We start from the raw sequence: 19,618 nt of genomic DNA on the forward strand, positions 1-19,618 counted from the left end.
GGGACGAAAGCGCATGTTCACACTGCTGGTCGATTTCGCGGACAAGGTCTCTGTCTTCAATGTCTTCCGCTACATCACGTTCCGCACTGGCGGGGCGCTGATCACCTCGGCGCTGATCGTCTTCATCTTCGGGCCGACCATCATCAATTCGCTGCGGCTCAGGCAAGGCAAGGGCCAACCGATCCGCGCCGACGGGCCGCAGACGCATTTCAAGAAGGCGGGTACGCCGACCATGGGCGGACTGATGATCCTGTCCGGCATCATCGGCTCGTCGCTTCTATGGGCGAACCTGTCCAGCATCTATGTCTGGGTGGTGCTGTTGGTGACACTCGGCTTCGGCTCGATCGGCTTTTATGACGACTATCTGAAGGTGACCAAGCAGTCGCATCTCGGCTTCTCCGGCAAGGCGCGGCTTGCGTTGGAATTCGTTATCGCCGGTATCGCCGCCTGGGCGATCATGCACAATGGCCAGGCGCCGTTCTCGTCGTCACTGACATTCCCCTTCGCCAAGGAATTCATCATCAACCTCGGCTGGTTCTTCATCCCGTTCTCCTGCTTCGTCATCGTCGGCGCCGGCAATGCGGTGAACCTGACCGACGGCCTCGACGGTCTGGCGATCGTGCCGATCATGATCGCGGCGGCGTCCTTCGGCGTCATCGCCTATCTCTCGGGCAATGCGGTCTTCGCTGAATACCTGCAGATCCATTTCGTGCCCGGCACCGGCGAACTGGCGGTCGTGCTTGGCGCGGTCATTGGCGCCGGCCTTGGCTTTCTCTGGTTCAACGCGCCGCCGGCGGCGATCTTCATGGGTGATACCGGGTCGCTCGCCATGGGTGGCCTGATCGGCACGGTCGCGGTCGCCACCAAGCACGAGATCGTGCTCGTCATCGTCGGCGGCTTGTTCGTGGTCGAGATCCTCTCGGTCATCATCCAGGTCGGCTACTTCAAGATGACCGGCAAGCGCGTGTTCCTAATGGCGCCGATCCATCATCATTTCGAAAAGCTCGGCTGGACCGAAAGCCAGGTGGTGATCCGCTTCTGGATCATCGCCGTCATCCTGGCGCTGGTCGGCCTCTCCACCCTCAAGCTCAGATAGGCTGCCATTTGATCCCCGCCGCATCCTTCGCAGGCAAGCGTGTTTCGCTCTTCGGGCTCGGCGGCTCGGGGATCGCCACGGCGCGCGCTCTGATCGAGGGCGGTGCGCAAGTGCTGGCCTGGGACGACAATCCCGACAGCGTCGCCAAGGCCGCCGCCACCGGCATCGCAACCGGCGACCTGCGTGGCGCTGACTGGGCTGGCTTTTCAGCTTTCGTGCTGTCGCCGGGCGTGCCGCTGACCCATCCCAAGCCCCACTGGACGGTGGAGCTCGCGCGTGGCGCCGGGGTTGAGGTCATCGGCGACATCGAGCTTTTCTGCCGGGAGAGGACACTCAGCGCTCCGGATGCTCCCTTCATCGCCATCACCGGCACCAACGGCAAGTCGACGACGACGGCGCTGACGGCGCATATCCTTCAAGCTTCCGGGCGCGACACGCAGATGGGCGGCAATATCGGCCGCGCCGTGATGACGCTCGATCCGCCGGCGCCCGACCGGCATTATGTGGTCGAATGCTCGTCCTACCAGATCGACCTTGCGCCCTCGATCAATCCGACGGCCGGCATCCTGCTCAACCTGACGCCCGACCATCTCGACCGCCACGGCACCATGCAGCACTACGCCTCAATCAAGGAGCGGCTGGTGGCGGGCAGCGAGACTGCGATCATCGGCATCGACGATTCCTGGTGCGCTCAGATTGCCGAGCGGCTGGAGCGGGCGGGGCGGCAGGTCATCCGTATTTCCAAGCGGCTGCCGCTGACCGACGGCTATTTCGCCGACGGCACCAACCTGATGGAAGCGGTGCATGGCCGCTACAGCCGTGTCGCCTTCCTCGAAGGCATCGGCTCGCTGCGCGGCCAGCACAATGCGCAGAACGCGCTGGCCGCCGTCGCCGCCTGCCTCAAGGTCGGTCTCGACCTCGGCGAGATCCAGTCGGGGCTCGAAAGCTTCCCGGGCCTCGCCCACCGCATGGAGCAGGTCGGCCGCAAGGACCATGTCCTGTTCGTCAACGATTCCAAGGCGACCAACGCCGATGCGGCTGCTCCCGCACTGTCCAGCTTCAGCCGCATCTACTGGATCGCCGGCGGTCTGCCCAAGGAGGGCGGCATCGAACCGTTGCGCGGCTTCTTCCCGCGCATCGCCAAGGCCTATCTGATCGGCGAGGCCGCCCCCGCCTTTTCGGCGACGCTGGGCGAGGCCGTGCCCTACGAAATCTCGGGCACGCTGGCGGCCGCGGTCGAGCATGCCGCGCATGACGCGGCCAAGGACGACAGCGGCGAGGCGGTGGTGCTGTTGTCGCCGGCCTGCGCCAGTTTCGACCAATTCAAGAATTTCGAGGTCCGCGGCGAAGCCTTCAGGCAAGCTGCGAGCGCTATAGATGGCGTCAAACCCATCGGAGGGGCACGATAATGCAGAGCCGTCTCGACAAAAGTCCGGTCGCAACCTGGTGGTGGACCATCGATCGCTGGTTCCTGGCGGCGTTCCTGTCGCTGATGGGGCTCGGCATCGTGTTGTCCTTCGCGGCAAGTCCCGCGGTCGCCGAACGCATCGGCCTCGACAGTTTCCATTTCGCCACCCGACAGATCATCTTCACCGTGCCCGCGCTCGGCGTGATGTTGGCGGTCTCCTTCCTCGATTCCAGAGAGATCCGGCGCATGTCGCTGATCATGCTGTGCCTCATGCTGGTGCTGATGGTGGCGGTGCTCTATGTCGGCGTCGAGGTGAAGGGCGCACGGCGCTGGGTCTCGCTCGCCGGCCTGTCGATCCAGCCGTCGGAATTCCTCAAGCCGGCCTTCGTCATCATGTGCGCCTGGCTGTTCGCCGAACACAAACGCCAGCCCGACATTCCCGGCAATCTGTTCGCCATGCTGCTGCTGGTGCTGGTCGTGTCGCTGCTGGTGGCGCAGCCGGACCTCGGCCAGACCATGCTGACCACCGGCACCTGGGGCATCATGTTCTTCATGGCCGGGCTGCCGTGGCTGTGGATCATCGTGCTCGGTGCGGCCGGCGTCGGCGGCGTCTTCGCCGCCTATACGGTGTTTCCGCACGTCGCGCTGCGCATCGACAAGTTCCTCACCGGCGAAGGCGACACGTTCCAGGTCGACATGGGGCGTGACGCGCTGATCAATGGCGGCTGGTTCGGCGTCGGGCCGGGCGAGGGCACCGTCAAGCGGGTCATCCCCGACAGCCATGCCGACTTCGTCTTCTCGGTCGCGGGCGAGGAGTTCGGGCTGATCATGTGCTTCTTCATCATGTCGATCTTCGCCTTCATCGTGCTGCGCGGTCTCAACACGGCGCTGAAGGAGCATGACGACTTCACCCGTTATGCGGTCGGCGGCCTGGTCACCGTGTTCGGCCTGCAGGCCGTCATCAACATGTGCGTCAACCTGCAGCTGGTGCCGGCCAAGGGCATGACGCTGCCCTTCATCTCCTATGGCGGCTCCTCGCAGATCGCCATCGCCATCTCGATGGGGATGGTGCTGGCGCTGACGCGCAAGCGGCCGGAAAAGCGCAAGCAGATGGGCTTTGCGCTGCCGCAGCGCGCCATGCCGGCGGAGTGACATGGCCAGAGGCGTTATCCTTCTCGCCGCGGGCGGAACCGGCGGACATCTGTTTCCAGCCGAAGCGCTGGCGCATGAACTCATCGAGCGCGGCTGGGCGGTGCATCTGGCGACCGACACCCGCGCCGAACGGTTTGCCGGCCATTTCCCGGCAGCGGCCATCCATCCCATCCAGTCGGCGACGTTGGGCTCGAAAAACCCCTTCGCCCTGCTTGGCGCCTTCTGGAAAATCTGGAGCGGCGTGCGTCAGGCCTCCGCCGTCATCGGCAGGATCAAGCCGGAGGCCGTCGTGGGCTTTGGCGGCTATCCGACCCTGCCGCCGCTCTATGCGGCGACGCGGCGCAAGGTGCCGACGCTGATCCACGAGCAGAACGCGGTGATGGGGCGCGCCAACCGGGCGCTGGCCGGCCGCGTCGACGCGATCGCCGGCGGCTTCCTGCCGCAAGATGAGAGTGCGGCCGGCGCCAAGACGGTGACGACCGGCAATCCGGTCAGGCCAGCGGTGCTCGAAGCAGCCAGGACACCTTACGTGGCTTCAACCGGGGATGAGCCTTTCCGCCTGCTGTTGTTCGGCGGCAGTCAGGGCGCGCAATTCTTTTCCGATGCCATGCCGGGGGCAGTCGCGCTGCTTTCCGATGCACAGCGCAGACGCCTCGTCATTACCCAACAAGCTCGCGCGGACGACGTGGCGCGGGTGAAGGCGGCCTATGCCGCGCTCGGCGTCGCCGTCGAGGTCTCGCCGTTCTTTACCGACATGGCGGCGCGCATTGCGGCGGCGCATCTGGTGATCTCGCGCTCCGGCGCTTCCACCGTCTCGGAGATCGCCGTCATCGGCCGGCCGGCACTGCTGGTGCCCTATCCCTTTGCGCTCGACCACGACCAGGCGGCCAATGCGGCGGCGCTTGCCGCCGCCGGCGGCGGCGAAGTGCATGTGCAATCATCGCTTTCGTCCGAGCGCATCGCGGCACTGCTCGGCGCCCTGATAGACCAGCCGGAGCGGCTCGCGACGATGGCTGCCGCGGCCAAATCGGTCGGCCGGCCGGACGCGGCACGGTTGCTCGCCGATCTCACAGAGGCTATTGCGTCCCGCAAAACAGTATCGGATTTCAGGAAGGGGACGCACCCATGAAGATGCCGCAGACCATTGGCCTCGTGCATTTCATCGGCATTGGCGGCATCGGCATGAGCGGCATCGCCGAGGTGCTGCACAATCTCGGCTACAAGGTGCAAGGATCCGACCAGGCGGACAGCGCCAATGTGCAACGGCTGCGCGACAAGGGCATCGAATGCTTCGTCGGTCACAAGGCCGAGAATCTCGGTGACGCCGAGGTCATCGTCGTCTCGACGGCGATCAAGAAGTCGAATCCGGAACTGAAGGCGGCGCGGGAGAAATTGCTGCCCATTGTCCGCCGCGCCGAGATGCTGGCCGAACTGATGCGTTTCCGCCAGGCTGTCGCCATCGGCGGCACGCATGGCAAGACGACGACGACCTCGATGGTGGCGACCCTGCTCGAAGCCGGCGGGCTCGACCCGACCGTCATCAATGGCGGCATCATCAATGCCTACGGCACCAATGCGCGCATGGGCGACGGTGAGTGGATGGTGGTCGAAGCCGACGAAAGCGACGGCACCTTCCTCAAGCTGCCTGCCGACATCGCCGTCGTCACCAACATCGATCCCGAGCATCTCGATCATTATGGCAACTTCGACAATGTGCGCGAAGCGTTCCGCCAGTTCGTCGAGAACGTGCCTTTCTATGGCTTCGGCGTGATGTGCACCGATCACCCGGAAGTGCAGGCGCTGGTCGGGCGCATCGAGGACCGGCGCGTCATCACCTATGGCGAGAACGCTCAGGCCGACGTGCGCTTCACCAACCACCGCATGGCGGGAGCGACCTCGGAGTTCGACGTGATCATCCGCGACCGCAAGGGGCGCGGCCAGACGACGATAGCGGGCCTGCGCCTGCCGATGCCTGGCCGCCACAATGTGTCCAACGCGACGGCCGCGATCGCGGTCGCGCACGAACTCGGCCTGTCGGCCGAGGCAATCAAGAAGGGCCTGTCGTCCTTCGCCGGCGTCAAGCGCCGCTTCACCCATACCGGATCCTGGAACGGTGTCGACGTGTTCGACGACTACGGCCATCACCCGGTCGAAATCTCGGCGGTGCTGAAGGCGGCGCGCAGCGCCACCAATGGGCGTGTTATCGCCATTGCCCAGCCGCACCGCTTCACCCGGCTGCACGATCTGTTCAACGAGTTCTCCGCCTGTTTCAACGATGCCGACACGGTGATGGTGGCGCCGGTCTACGCCGCCGGCGAAGAGCCGATCGACGGCGTGACCTCGGACGCGCTGGTGTCGCGCATACGTGCCGGCGGCCATCGCGACGCGCGCTACATCGAGGGGCCGGCCGATATCGCGCCTGTCATCCGCGACATCGCCAAGCCCGGCGACTTCGTCGTCTTCCTGGGCGCCGGCAATATTACCCAATGGGCCTATGCGCTGCCGAAGGAGCTCGCCGCCTCATGATGAACGGCCAGGCCCTGATCGACAGACTTGGCGACCGGCTGGCCGGCCTGCGTGGCCGCATGACGCCAAATGCCGAGATGGACAAGATCACCTGGTTCCGGGCAGGCGGCCTTGCCGAGGCACTGTTCCAGCCGGCCGACGAGGAGGATCTTGCCGCGTTCCTCAAGGCGGTTCCCGAAGAGATCCCCCTGACGATTGTCGGTGTCGGCTCGAACCTTCTGGTCCGCGACGGCGGCATTCCGGGTTTCGTCGTCAGGCTTTCCGCCAAGGGCTTTGGCGAGGCCGAAGTCATTTCCCCGATCAGGATCAGGGCAGGTGCCGCCACGCCCGACAAGCGTGTGGCGGCGGTGGCGCTCGAGGCCGGCATCGGCGGCTTTCATTTCTACCACGGCATTCCAGGCGCCATCGGTGGTGCGCTCAGGATGAATGCCGGGGCCAATGGCGTCGAGACGGGCGAGCGCGTCGTCGAGGTGCGTGCGCTCGACCGCAAGGGTAATGTCCAGACGCTGAGCAACGCCGAGATGGGCTATGCCTACCGCCATTCGGCGGCACCGACCGGGCTGATCTTCACGTCGGCCGTCTTCGAAGGCTTTGCCGAGGACAAGGCAGCGATCAAGGCGGCGATGGAGGCGGTGCAGAACCATCGCGAGACCGTGCAGCCGATCCGCGAGAAGACGGGCGGCTCGACCTTCAAGAACCCGGAAGGCACCTCGGCCTGGAAGGAAATCGACAAGGCGGGTTGCCGCGGCCTGATGATCGGGGGCGCGCAGATGTCGCCGATGCACTGCAACTTCATGATCAACACCGGAACCGCGACCGGCTACGACCTCGAATATCTCGGCGAGACGGTGCGCGCGCGGGTACTCGAGCATTCGGGCATCCGGCTGCAGTGGGAGATCAAGCGCATCGGCAATTTCCGCTCCGGGCATGCAGTGCAGGAGTTCCTGGGTCAGCTTCTTTAGCGCATCTTGAAGTTCACGTGATGCGTGAACTTCAACGAGATCGAAATGCCTTGAAATCGTTGCTGCAAAGACTCAGCGAGACGGTTTTCGCATTCATTTTCTCACAAAGTGAATCCCTCGGAATCATAAGCACTTGCCAGTGAATCAACTCTCTGATTCTCTGCCCTAAAGCGTTTCCTGATTTGAGTCGTTCGACGCGTTACCCGCGTTTTCCGTCTGGGGGGGGCAACCTGCCGGGAGACTCGGACTCAATGTTGCGGAAATCCTTGGGTTTTTAGTCCGCCGTGAGAGGGGATGACGGGGAATGAAGAACAAGCATGTGGCCGTATTGCTGGGAGGTTTCTCGTCCGAGCGGCCCGTGTCCCTGTCTTCTGGAAAGGCCTGTGCAGATGCGCTCGAGCAGGAAGGCTATCAGGTTACCCGTGTCGATGTCGGGCGCGACGTCGGTTCGGTGCTCGCCGAGCTCAAGCCCGATGTCGCCTTCAATGCGCTGCATGGGCCTTTTGGCGAGGATGGTACCATCCAGGGCATCCTCGAATATCTCGGCATTGCCTACACCCATTCCGGCGTGCTCGCCTCGGCGCTCGCCATGAACAAGGAGCAGGCGAAGAAGATCGTCAAATCGGTCGGCGTGCCTGTCGCCGAATCAAAGGTCGCCAATCGTTTCTCCATCCAGAACAAGCATCCGATGAAGCCGCCCTATGTGGTCAAGCCGGTGAGCGAAGGGTCGAGCTTCGGTGTCGTTATCGTCTCGGAGGGGCAGTCGCATCCGCCGCAGGTCATCGGGTCGTCCGAGTGGAAATATGGCGATACCGTCATGGTCGAGCGCTACATCCATGGGCGCGAACTGACCTGCGCCGTCATGGGAGACGTGGCGCTCGGCGTCTGCGAGATCATCCCAACGGGCCATTCCTTCTACGACTATGATTCAAAATATGTCGCGGGCGGATCAAAACACGAATGCCCCGCAAAAGTTTCACCGAATATTTACCAAAAAATACAGACACTGGCGCTCAAGGCTCACCAAGCTGTCGGCTGTCGGGGCGTTTCCCGGTCGGACTTCCGTTATGACGATCGTCACTCCGAAAATGGCGAGGTTGTATGGCTCGAGGTCAATACTCAGCCGGGCATGACGCCGACGTCTCTGGTGCCTGAAATTGCCGCCCATGCCGGGCATTCGTTTGGTGAACTGTTGAGTTGGATGGTGGAGGACGCTTCGTGTCTGCGTTGAAATGGGGACAGGGCAAGGTGAGGGGCGCGGCCGGGCCGTCGCTGTTCGGCCTGCCATTGTCGTTGGACCATTTCGTTCTGCCGCGCGTGCTTCGCCGCCCGGTGCGCATCCTGACGCGCCTGGGTGATGGTGAATTTCAGGCGCCGCGCTTCTCCGCCGCGATCATGTCGTCGGTGCTGCTGGCTTCGAGCGGGGCCTATGGCGCCTACCTTGGCGGTCATGCCGACGGCATCATTCAAAGCATCACCGCCCGTACCGGCTTTGCCGTCGATCAGGTCAAGGTGGTCGGCAACCGCCAGACTTCCGAGATCGACATTCTCGACCGGCTCGAGCTCGATGGCTGGACGTCGCTGATCGGCTTCGATGCCGAGGCCGCGCGGGAGCGCATCGCTACCTTGCCGTGGATCGAGATTGCCGCGGTGCGCAAGGTCTATCCGCACACGCTGGAAGTGCGCGTCGAGGAGCGCGAAGCCTTCGCGCTCTGGCAGCAGGGCGATGATCTCTCCGTCATCGAAAAGGATGGCGCCGTCATCGCGCCGTTCTCGGGCGGCAAGCAGGTGCTCCTGCCGCTGTTGATCGGCACCGGCGCGCCGGCCAAGGCGCCTGATTTCCTGGCCAAGATCGAGCAATATCCCGACCTCGCCAGCCGCATCAAAGGCTATGTCCGCGTCGGCGAGCGGCGCTGGGACCTCAAGTTGGACAACGGCATCACCGTCAAGCTGCCCGAAGACGACGAGGACCAGGCGCTCGCCGAACTCGTCAAGATGGACCATGACAAGGGGCTGTTGTCGCGCGATATCGCCGCTGTCGACATGCGCCTGACAGACCGGCTGGTCGTGGAGCTGACGCCGCAGGCGGCGACGCAGCGCGAGGCCGCGCTCAACGAGAAGCCGAAAACCCTCAAGCGCAAGCCGGAGACGAAGATATGAGCTGGCTTGGCGGTTCTGGCGATGCCTCGTCGCGCCGGTCCGGCACCCTGACGGTGCTGGATGTCGGCTCGAACAAGGTCTGTTGCATGGTGGCCAAGCTGAAGCCGAACGATGACGGCAAGCTTCTGCGCGGCCGCTCTCACCGGATCCAGGTGATCGGCATCGGCCACCAGAAATCGCAAGGGGTGAAGTCAGGCGTCGTCGTCGATCTCGACCGCGCCGAGCATGCCATCCGCCTCTCCGTCGACGCCGCCGAGCGCATGGCCGGGCTGACGGTCGATTCGCTGATCGTCAACATGACCGCCGGACGACTGAAGAGCGAAGCCTTTTCAGCCACCATCAACCTCGGCGGCCACGAGGCCGACGAGGCCGATATCAAGCGCGTGCTCGGTGCCGGCGCCAAGCAGGCGCTGAAGGCCGAACGCGAGGTGATCCATTCGCTGCCCGTCGGCTTCTCGCTCGATGCGGAGCGCGGCGTGCGCGATCCGCGCGGCATGGTGGGCGATGCGCTTGGCGTCGACATGCATGTGCTGACCGGTGATGCGGCGCCGATGCGAAATCTGGAGCTCTCCATCAACCGTTCGCACCTGTCGGTCGAGCGCATGGTGGCGACGCCCTATGCCAGCGGGCTGGCGGCACTCGTCGACGACGAGCTCGAACTCGGAGCCGCCTGCATCGACATGGGCGGCGGCACGACGACGATCTCGGTGTTTTCGGAAGGCAAGTTCGTCCATGGCGACGCCATCGCCATCGGTGGCAATCATGTGACGCTCGACATGGCCAAGGGGCTTTCGACGTCGCTCGATGCCGCCGAGCGGCTGAAGGTGATGCACGGCTCGGCGCTGCCGGGCAGCGCCGACGACCGCGATCTGGTCTCGATCCAGCCGATCGGCGACGATGGCGACGTGCCGCTGCAGATCCCGCGTTCGGTGATGACGCGCATCGTGCGCGCCCGCATCGACGAGACGCTCGAACTCTTGCGCGACCGGCTCAACAAATCCGGCTACGGCAATGCGGTCGGCAAGCGCGTCGTGCTCACCGGCGGCGCCAGCCAACTGGCCGGCCTGCCCGAGGCGGCACGCCGCATCCTGGGGCGCAATGTGCGCATCGGCCGCCCGCTCGGCGTGGCGGGCCTGCCAGAAGCAGCGAAAGGCCCGGCTTTCTCGGCCGCGGTCGGGCTTCTGATCTATCCGCAGATGGCGAGCTTCGAGAGCCATCCGGCGAAAGGTATTTCCGGTCTCAGGATGACCGGAACGGGCGGAAAACTGCATCGCATGAGTCAGTGGTTGAGAGACAGTTTCTAATTGACGGGGACAGCCCCATAGGCGGCCGCGGCGGCGAAGCGGCGTGAAAGGCAAAGGACGGAGACAATGACCATCAATCTGCAGAAGCCGGACATCACCGAGCTTAAGCCGCGCATCACCGTGTTCGGTGTTGGCGGCGGCGGCGGCAATGCCGTGAACAACATGATCACCGCCGGACTGCGCGGTGTCGAGTTCGTCGTGGCCAACACTGACGCGCAGGCGCTGACCATGTCGAAGGCCTCGCGGCTGATCCAGCTTGGCGCGCATGTCACCGAGGGGCTCGGTGCCGGATCGCAGCCGGAAGTCGGCCGCGCGGCGGCGGAAGAGTGCATCGACGAGATCCTCGACCATCTCACCAACACCCATATGTGCTTCGTCACCGCCGGCATGGGCGGCGGCACCGGTACGGGTGCTGCTCCGGTGGTTGCCCGCGCAGCCCGCGAGAAGGGCATCCTCACCGTCGGCGTCGTCACCAAGCCGTTCCACTTCGAAGGCCAGCGCCGCATGAAGACGGCCGACTTCGGCATCGAGGAGCTGCAGAAGTGCGTCGATACGCTGATCGTCATCCCCAACCAGAACCTGTTCCGGCTGGCCAATGACAAGACCACCTTCGCCGACGCCTTCGCGATGGCCGACCAGGTGCTCTACTCCGGCGTTGCCTGCATCACCGACCTGATGGTCAAGGAAGGCCTGATCAACCTCGACTTCGCCGACGTGCGTTCGGTGATGCGCGAGATGGGCAAGGCGATGATGGGCACCGGCGAAGCTTCGGGCGAAGGCCGCGCGATGGCCGCCGCGGAAGCCGCGATCGCCAACCCGCTGCTCGACGAAACCTCGATGAAGGGCGCCAAGGGCTTGCTGATCTCGATCACCGGCGGCCGCGACCTGACCCTTTTCGAAGTCGACGAGGCGGCGACCCGCATCCGCGAAGAAGTCGACCAGGACGCCAACATCATCCTGGGCGCCACTTTCGACGAGGAACTCGAGGGCGTCATCCGCGTCTCGGTGGTCGCGACCGGCATCGACAAGTCGGCCGCTGAAATCGCCGCCGCGCCGATCTCGATCCGCACGGCGCCGCCGAAGCCGGCCGCCCGGCCGGCCGTCGCCGCGGTGGAAAGCCGCCCGGCGCCGGTCCAGCAGGCCGTGTATGAGCCGCGCGCCGCCGATCCAGTTGCCGAAGCCATCCAGTTGGCCGAAGCGAACGCCGCTGCCATGGCGCAGGCTCGTCCGGCACCGGTCGCCCATGCGGACGATTTCCGCCCGCAGAGCAAGATCTTCCAGGCGCCGCCCGCGCAACCGATGCCTCAGCCTGTTGTCCAGCAGATGATGCAGCCGGCTGCGCAGCCGCGCGAAATGCTGCGTGAGGTCCAGCAGCCGGTGGCGATGGCGCCGCAGCGCATGCCGCGCGTCGAGGATTTTCCGCCGGTCGTGAAGGCGGAGGTCGACGCCAAGAGCCGTCCCGCCGACCATGAGAACAGCGGCCCGATGGGTCTCCTGAAGCGCCTGACCAATGGCCTGACCCGCCGCGAAGAGGAGCCTGCACGGCTGCAGCCGGCGCAGCCGCGCGAGCCCAAGCTGCGCCAGGCCGCACCGGAAGTGCGCCGCCTCGCCAGCCAGGACGCCCAGCTCTACGCGCCGCGCCGCGGCCAGCTGGACGACCAGGGCCGTCTGACGCCGCAGGTGAGGGCGACTCAGGACGATGATCAGCTGGAGATTCCGGCGTTCCTGCGCCGCCAGGCCAACTGAGCGGTTAACGGATTGTAACAATTGTTAACAGGCAAGCAAGAAATTGCTTGCCTGTTAACGTTTAAAAGGCTGTATAATCAATAGGTTATCGTGTCATACAGGTTCCAGTTCGCGGTTACAAAGAGTAAGAAACCGTGATTTGGAGTCTCCCTGCCGGGACATTATCTTCGCTGCCTACCATGGTCGGTATGCGGGGATTTCGGGGGAAGTAGCCCTGCCTGCCGATTTAACAAGAGCCGCGCCCTCGGGCTGGAGAAGCGGACCTAGGCATTACGGGCTTATGGGGATTGTCTTGCACGACCACCAGACGACAGTGAAGACGCGCGCGTCGCTTACAGGCACCGGCGTTCACAGCGGCAAAGAAGTTTCCATCAGTTTCCTGCCCGCGGATGCCGATACCGGCATCGTGTTCCAGCTTCTCAATGGCGACGGGCAGGGCCGTGAGTTCCGCGCCCTGTTTTCCGAGATCGGCGCCACCGATCTTTGCACCATGCTTGGCGATCCCTCGGGCGAGCACATCGCCACGGTCGAGCATATCATGGCCGCCCTGTTCGGGCTCGGCATCGACAATGTCATCATCGAGATCGACGGCCACGAGGTCCCAATCCTCGACGGCAGTGCCATGGCGTTCGTCGAAGCCATCGACCAGGCCGGCATCGAGGTGTTGGCCGTCAAGCGCCGCTATATCAGGGTGGTCAAGCCGGTCCGCATCGAGAACGGCGCCTCCTGGGCCGAGTTCAGGCCCTATGACGGCACCCGCTTCGAGGTCGAGATCGATTTCGAAAGCCCGGCGATCGGCCGCCAGCTGTTCGCATCGGACATCAATGCCGATATTTTCCGCCGCGACATCGCCCGCGCCCGCACCTTCGGCTTCATGAAGGACGTCGAACGGCTGTGGGCCGCCGGCTATGCGCTGGGATCCTCGCTCGAGAACTCGCTGGTGATCGGTGACGACAACCGCGTCATCAATATGGGTGGCCTGCGCTACCCCAACGAATTCGTGCGCCACAAGACGCTCGACGCCATGGGCGACCTGGCGCTGGCCGGCGCGCGCTTCATCGGCTGTTTCCGCTCCTATCGCGGCGGCCACCGGCTGAACGCCGCCGCGCTGCGGCGCCTGCTGTCGGACCGCACGGCCTTCGAGATCGTCGAGACGACACGCCGCGAGCGTGGCCGGGCCGCCGAGATGAACGCCGTCAACGCGCCGCTCTATGCGCCATGGATGATCTGATTTTCTTAATCTTTTTCGCATTGCATGGCGGTATGGGTGTTGCATGAATGCATCATCCATCAGCGAAATTGCATAGATTTTCGCGCTGCGGTCCGTCGCCACAAAAATGTGCGATTGGCTGGACATAGCGTTGCCGGGCAAGGCGGTTATGGTTTATGGCTGCTGCCGTCGATTAATGCATGTCGCCTAGAAGTGGGGACCATTTTTGGGACAACAGCATGCAAGAGGCACTAAAATAACGCCGAAAGGGCGCAATCCAATCATGTTCTTCAAGCGAGTCGGTCAATCGAAAGCGCCGCAGCGGTCTGTCTTCCTGGCGCTTTCGGTGGTTGTTCCATCGCTCTTTCTGTCGGCCTGCATGTCGTCGGAGAAAGATATCGACCTTTCGACCTATGTCGACCAGACCGAGCCGGCCGACGTTCTCTACAATCAGGGCCTCGCAAACATGAATGCGGGACGCCTGGACGAGGCGAGCAAGAAGTTCGACGCCGTCGACCGCCAGCATCCCTATTCGGAATGGGCCCGCAAATCGATGGTGATGGGCGCGTTTGCCGACTATCGGAAGGGCAGCTACGAGGACGCGATCCAGTCGGCAAAGCGGTACCTGGCCCTCTATCCGTCCACGGATGACGCACCCTATGCCCAGTACATCATCGGTCTCAGCTACTATCGCCAGATCAAGGACGTGACGCAGGACCAGAAGGAAGCACGCCAGACCGTGCAGACGATGCAAGACCTGGTGACGCGCTGGCCGACGTCGGAATATGTCGACGACGCCAAGGAAAAGATCCGCTTCGCCAACGACCAGCTCGCCGGCAAGGAAATGCAGATCGGCCGTTATTATCTGGAGCGCCGCGAGTACATCGCCGCCGTCAAGCGCTTCCGCACCGTGGTCGAAAACTATTCCAACACCCGCCATGTCGAGGAAGCGCTCGCCCGCCTCACCGAAAGCTATTACGCGTTGGGCTTGACCTCGGAGGCCCAGACGGCGGCCGCGGTCCTCGGCACCAACTATCCCGACAGCTCGTGGTACAAGGATTCCTATAAGCTGCTGCAGAGCAACGGTCTGGCGCCACGCGAAAATGCCGGATCGTGGATATCCAAGGCCGGGAAGCTGATCACCGGCGCCTGACCGCGGAGCTCCGAGCGAAGCGCGCAGTGTGCTTTTTCGGATTGATCCGAAGCTCAAACAAAAAGATAGTGCGGCGCTGCGACTCCAACTGTCGGGTGCCGCCTTAATTTTTTTGTTTTCGTGCCTGTCGTTATCCCGAAACCGGGTCCACTTCTGGGCGGCATGCAATAGGTCCGGTTTCTCATGCTTTCCAGACTGTCGATCCGAGATATCGTCCTGATCGAAAAGCTGGACATCGACTTCCAGCCGGGTCTCTCCGTGCTGACCGGCGAAACCGGCGCCGGCAAATCCATCCTGCTCGATGCCCTGTCGCTGGCGCTCGGCGCGCGCGGCGATGCCTCGCTGGTGCGCCATGGCGCGTCGCAGGGCCAGGTCATTGCCGTGTTCGATGTTCCGCGCAACCATCCGGTGCGCGCGCTGCTTGCCGAAAACGCCATCGAGGATGACGGCGACGTCATCCTGCGCCGCGTGCAGACGGCGGACGGCCGTACCCGTGTGTTCGTCAACGACCAGCCGTCCAGCGTGACGCTGATGCGCGATGTCGGCCGCGCACTGGTCGAGATCCATGGCCAGCATGACGAACGCGCTTTGGTCGATCCGGGCGCGCACCGCGATGTGCTCGATGCTTTCGGCGGCCATCTCGGCGCCGTCCGCGCGGCAGGCGAGGCATGGCGGCACTGGCGCGCCTGCGAGCAGGAGTTGACGCGCCATCGCGCCAAGGTGGCGGCCGCCGCCCGCGAGGCCGACTATCTGCGCGCCGCGGTCGCCGAACTGACCAAGCTCGATCCGCAGCCCGGTGAGGAAACCGAACTTGCCGAGCTGCGCGCCCATATGATGCGCGCCGAAAAGATCGCCTCCGAAATCCACGACGCGCAGGATGTGCTTTCGGGCCCGTCCTCGCCCTTGCCGCAACTGGCCAGCCTGCTGAGGCGGCTGCAGCGCAAGGCGACGGAGGCGCCCGGGCTGCTCGAGGACGTGGTCAAGTCGCTGGATGAAGCGATGTTGTCGCTCGACGCGGCGCAATCGGGCGTCGAGGCGGCGCTTCGCGCCACCGAATATGACCCGCAACGGTTGGAGAAGGCCGAGGAGCGGCTGTTTTCGCTGCGCGCGGCCTCGCGCAAGCACAGCGTCGCCGTCGACGATCTGGCGCAATTGCGCGACACGATGGTTGCCGATCTAGCCGACCTCGATGCCGGCGAGGAGCGCCTGCACGGACTGGAAAAGCAGGCCGCCGCCGCGCGCGAAACCTACGACATCGCCGCCGCACAGCTGTCCTCGCTTCGCCATGCCGCGGCGGTCGGCCTGACCAAGGCGGTGATGGCCGAATTGCCGGCGCTGAAGCTCGAACGCGCGGCCTTCATCGTCGAGATGAAGAGCGAGGCCGAGAGCCGCATGGAGGAGGGCATCGACCAGATCGAGTTCTGGGTGCGCACCAATCCCGGCACGCGGCCCGGCCCGATGATGAAAGTCGCGTCGGGTGGCGAGCTGTCACGCTTCCTGCTGGCGCTGAAAGTGGCGCTTGCCGATCGCGGTTCGGCGCCGACACTGGTTTTCGACGAAATCGACACCGGCGTGGGCGGCGCGGTGGCCGACGCCATCGGCCAGCGGCTGGCGCGGCTGTCGAAGCGTGTCCAGGTGCTTTCCGTCACCCATGCTCCGCAAGTGGCGGCGCGCGCGGCAACACATTTCCTGATCTCCAAATCGGGCAGCACCGACCGTGTCGCGACCGGAATTGCCGAGATGGACAGGACGGCGCGGCAGGAGGAGATCGCCCGCATGCTGGCCGGCGCCACTATCACCGACGAGGCGCGCGCCGCCGCCGAGCGGCTGCTGCGCGAGAATACAAACGCGGCATGAGACTATCGGGCGTCATGGGGCGAGTCAGGATATGGCTCCATCCTGCTGTTCAGGAATGATCTTTTCCGAAAACCGGTTCCCACCTTTCACGATCATGCTCTATTGTGGCGCGCCACCGTTCAGGGACAAAAGCATGGCCGAAAAACCCGTCGATTCGCTCAGCGAAAGCGAGGCTGAAGCCGAACTCCAGCGCCTTGCCGAAGAGATCGCCGGTCACGACCGGCGCTACCATGCCGAGGACGCGCCTACGATCACGGACGCGGAGTATGACGCGTTGCGACGGCGCAATCTTGCCATCGAGGAGCGCTTTCCCGGGTTGGTGCGTGAGGATTCGCCCTCGCTCAGGGTTGGTGCCGCACCGGCGGAAGGCTTCACCAAGGTTCGCCACGCCGTGCCGATGCTCAGCCTCGCCAAGGCCTATACCGACGAAGATGTCACCGATTTCATCGACCGTGGCCGGCGCTTCTTCGACCGCGACAAGGACCTCGACATCGCTTTCACCGCCGAGCCGAAGATCGACGGGCTGTCGGCTTCGCTGCGTTACGAAAAGGGCGTCTTCGTGCAAGGTGCGACGCGCGGCGATGGTGCGGTCGGCGAGGACATCACCGCCAATTTGAGGACCATCGCCGACATTCCCGCGAAGCTCAAAGGATCAGGCTGGCCTGAAATCATCGAGATCCGTGGCGAAGTCTATATGACCTATGCCGAATTCGAGGCGCTCAAGGCGCGCTCGGCGGCTGTCGGCGGCCAGGATTACGTCAATCCGCGCAATACGGCGGCCGGATCGCTGCGCCAGAAGGATCCCTCCGTCACCGCCAGCCGCAACCTCAAATTTTTCGCCTATGCGTGGGGCTATACTACGGCCGATCCGGCGCCGACCCAGTACGAATCGGTGCAGAAATTCGCCGATTGGGGTTTCAAGATCAGCCCTCTGATGGTGCGGGCCAAATCGGTCGAGGAACTGGTCGCGCACTACCACCGGATCGAGGAGCAGCGCTCGTCGCTCGGCTATGACATAGACGGCGTCGTCTACAAGGTCGACCAGCTGGAGCTGCAGCGCCGCTGGGGTTTCGTCACCGGTGAGCCGCGCTGGGCCGTCGCGCACAAATTCCCGGCCGAACAGGCGATGACGACCGTGCAGAAGATCGACATCCAGGTCGGCCGAACCGGCACGCTGGCGCCGGTCGCGCGGCTTGCGCCGGTGACCGTCGGCGGCGTCGTGGTGGAAAACGTCACGCTGCACAATGAGGATTATATCAAGGGCCTAGACAGCACCGGCCAGCCGATCCGCGACGGCATCGACGTGCGCATCGGCGACACCGTCGTGATCCAGCGGGCAGGGGATGTCATTCCACAGATCGTCAGTGTCGTCATCGACAAGCGTCCGCCCGATGCCGTGCCATACGAATTCCCGCACACCTGCCCGATCTGCGGCTCGCCGGCGACGCGCGAGATCAACGAGAAGACCGGCAAGGAGGATTCGCGCCGCCGCTGCACCGGCGAACTGATCTGCCCGGCGCAGGCCGTGGAAGGGCTGCGCCATTTCGTGTCGCGCGGCGCCCTGGATATTGAAGGCCTGGGCGCGGAGAATATCGACACGTTCTTCAATGCCGGGTTGATCAAGACAGCCGCCGACATCTTCACGCTGAGGGAGCGCCGCCCCGCCGTGACCAAGGCGCTGGCCGAGCGGCGCGAGGAGCAGGCAAGGCAGCGCGAGGCGGCGTCCGGCAAGACGCGCAAGAATGTGCGCAGCGTCGAGGACCGCAACTATGAAGGCCTGGACAAGCTGTTTGCGGCAATCGATTCGCGCCGCGAGCCGGAGCTCGACCGCTTCATTTTCGCGCTCGGCATCCGCCATATCGGCGAAACCACGGCCGCGGTACTTGCGCGAACCTTCTCGACCATCGAGGAGCTTATCCGAGTCGGCAAGGAGACTGCGGCGGCGGAGAATCCGCATGCGGTCTTCCCATCGATCAACGGCATTGGCGATACGGTGATCGATGCGCTTCGCGATTTCTTCGGCAACGAGCGCAATGACGACGTGCTCGAGAAGCTGCTGCAGCAGGTCAAGCCGAAGCCATATATCGTCACCGTCTCGGCCGACAGCGAAGTCGCCGGCAAGACGATCGTCTTTACCGGTTCGCTGGAAAAGATGACCCGCTCGGAAGCCAAGGCGATGGCCGAGCGTCTCGGCGCCAAGGTGGCCGGCTCGGTTTCGGCCAAGACCGATTTGCTGGTGGCCGGTCCTGGCGCCGGTTCCAAGCTCAAGCTTGCCAGCGAACTCGGCGTCGAAGTCATCGATGAGGACACCTGGCTGCAGCGGGTCGGCAAATCGTGACGGACGGGGCATTCAAAGGGTTCGGCCCAAAGGCCATTCCGTTCCTGAAGGCATTGGATTTCCACCAGAGTCGCGAGTGGTTCCTGGAAAACCGCGACCTGTTCGAAAAGGAATTGCGCGACCCACTGGGGGATCTCGTCGAGACGCTTACTCTGCGTTTTGCGCAGGCTGGCCTCGGCCTGCGTGGCGATCGCAAGAAGTCGCTGTTCCGCATCAACCGCGACGTGCGCTTCGCCAAGGACAAACGACCCTATAACCGGCATCTGTCAGCTATCCTGTCGCCGGACGGCACCAAGATGGAGCAGGGTGTGTTCTTCGTCCATATCGGGCTCGAGCGCTGCTTTGCCGGCGTCGCCTGGTGGCAGCCGGCGCCGGAACTGCTGACGGCCATGCGCAAGGCCATCTCAAGCCATCCCGATACGTTTCGCGCCGTGGTGGCGGCGCTGGGGAAAAATGGCCTCGAACTCGATGCCGAAGGCGGCATGAAACGCACGCCGCGCGGCTTCGAACACGTCGCCGACAAAGATCTTGTCGCCGCCATCCGCAACCGGCACTTCGCCGTTCGCCACGCAATCGATCCGGCTGGTATCCACGGGCCGGGACTGGTCGAGGAACTCGTCGATTTCACCATGCGCGCCAAGCCACTGCTCGACTGGGGCAGGGCGATCGAGGGCACGGCGCCGGGAAGCTAATGCATGTCGCCCGG

15 protein-coding genes are annotated in these 19,618 nt (G+C 64.1%); all 15 read left to right on the plus strand.

Annotation, left to right across the window (positions count from 1 at the left end; translation table 11 throughout):
* The first annotated feature begins 13 nt into the window (after positions 1–13).
* Positions 14–1,096 carry a phospho-N-acetylmuramoyl-pentapeptide-transferase gene (mraY, locus tag EN861_RS25840; RefSeq protein ID WP_015317207.1) on the plus strand — a complete coding sequence of 361 codons (1,083 nt, stop codon included), beginning with the start codon at positions 14–16 and terminating at the stop codon, positions 1,094–1,096.
* A gap of 8 nt (positions 1,097–1,104) precedes the next feature.
* Positions 1,105–2,505, plus strand: a complete 1,401-nt coding sequence (gene murD / locus EN861_RS25845) for a UDP-N-acetylmuramoyl-L-alanine--D-glutamate ligase (RefSeq protein ID WP_135866372.1) — start codon at positions 1,105–1,107, stop codon at positions 2,503–2,505.
* The gene (gene ftsW / locus EN861_RS25850) at positions 2,505–3,656 is read left to right on the plus strand and encodes a putative lipid II flippase FtsW (protein ID WP_127275791.1); all 1,152 of its coding nucleotides are present in this window, start codon (positions 2,505–2,507) and stop codon (positions 3,654–3,656) included. The genes murD and ftsW overlap by 1 nt, the downstream gene beginning before the upstream one ends.
* A 1-nt stretch (position 3,657) precedes the next feature.
* Complete coding sequence (gene murG / locus EN861_RS25855; protein WP_135866374.1) at positions 3,658–4,785, plus strand: undecaprenyldiphospho-muramoylpentapeptide beta-N-acetylglucosaminyltransferase; 1,128 nt, start codon at positions 3,658–3,660, stop codon at positions 4,783–4,785.
* Positions 4,782–6,182, plus strand: a complete 1,401-nt coding sequence (gene murC / locus EN861_RS25860) for a UDP-N-acetylmuramate--L-alanine ligase (RefSeq protein ID WP_127871689.1) — start codon at positions 4,782–4,784, stop codon at positions 6,180–6,182. Before murG ends, murC begins: the two co-directional genes overlap by 4 nt.
* A complete protein-coding gene (gene murB / locus EN861_RS25865) occupies positions 6,179–7,144 on the plus strand; it encodes a UDP-N-acetylmuramate dehydrogenase (protein WP_127280467.1) in 966 nt (321 codons plus the stop codon). The genes murC and murB overlap by 4 nt, the downstream gene beginning before the upstream one ends.
* Positions 7,145–7,448: 304 nt before the next feature.
* A complete protein-coding gene (locus EN861_RS25870; protein WP_127280468.1) occupies positions 7,449–8,375 on the plus strand; it encodes a D-alanine--D-alanine ligase in 927 nt (308 codons plus the stop codon).
* Complete coding sequence (locus EN861_RS25875) at positions 8,363–9,304, plus strand: cell division protein FtsQ/DivIB (protein ID WP_127280469.1); 942 nt, start codon at positions 8,363–8,365, stop codon at positions 9,302–9,304. Before EN861_RS25870 ends, EN861_RS25875 begins: the two co-directional genes overlap by 13 nt.
* Entirely contained in the window at positions 9,301–10,608 is a 1,308-nt protein-coding gene (gene ftsA, locus EN861_RS25880; protein ID WP_010910249.1) for a cell division protein FtsA, read from the plus strand. Before EN861_RS25875 ends, ftsA begins: the two co-directional genes overlap by 4 nt.
* A gap of 66 nt (positions 10,609–10,674) precedes the next feature.
* The gene (gene ftsZ, locus EN861_RS25885) at positions 10,675–12,354 is read left to right on the plus strand and encodes a cell division protein FtsZ (RefSeq protein ID WP_127871687.1); all 1,680 of its coding nucleotides are present in this window, start codon (positions 10,675–10,677) and stop codon (positions 12,352–12,354) included.
* 280 nt (positions 12,355–12,634) lie between these two features.
* Complete coding sequence (gene lpxC / locus EN861_RS25890) at positions 12,635–13,585, plus strand: UDP-3-O-acyl-N-acetylglucosamine deacetylase (RefSeq protein WP_127279709.1); 951 nt, start codon at positions 12,635–12,637, stop codon at positions 13,583–13,585.
* A gap of 262 nt (positions 13,586–13,847) precedes the next feature.
* Positions 13,848–14,717: an outer membrane protein assembly factor BamD gene (locus EN861_RS25895; protein WP_127279708.1), complete on the plus strand. Its 870-nt coding sequence runs from the start codon at positions 13,848–13,850 to the stop codon at positions 14,715–14,717.
* 183 nt (positions 14,718–14,900) lie between these two features.
* Positions 14,901–16,574 (plus strand): DNA repair protein RecN, encoded by a 1,674-nt coding sequence (recN, locus tag EN861_RS25900; RefSeq protein ID WP_135866376.1) that lies wholly within the window; start codon positions 14,901–14,903, stop codon positions 16,572–16,574.
* Positions 16,575–16,707: 133 nt separating this feature from the next.
* The gene (gene ligA, locus EN861_RS25905; protein ID WP_127871685.1) at positions 16,708–18,912 is read left to right on the plus strand and encodes an NAD-dependent DNA ligase LigA; all 2,205 of its coding nucleotides are present in this window, start codon (positions 16,708–16,710) and stop codon (positions 18,910–18,912) included.
* A complete protein-coding gene (locus tag EN861_RS25910; protein WP_127871684.1) occupies positions 18,909–19,604 on the plus strand; it encodes a TIGR02453 family protein in 696 nt (231 codons plus the stop codon). Before ligA ends, EN861_RS25910 begins: the two co-directional genes overlap by 4 nt.
* Positions 19,605–19,618: the final 14 nt, after the last annotated feature.

This window comes from Mesorhizobium sp. M8A.F.Ca.ET.218.01.1.1 (genome assembly GCF_004791165.1).
Lineage (GTDB): Bacteria > Pseudomonadota > Alphaproteobacteria > Rhizobiales > Rhizobiaceae > Mesorhizobium.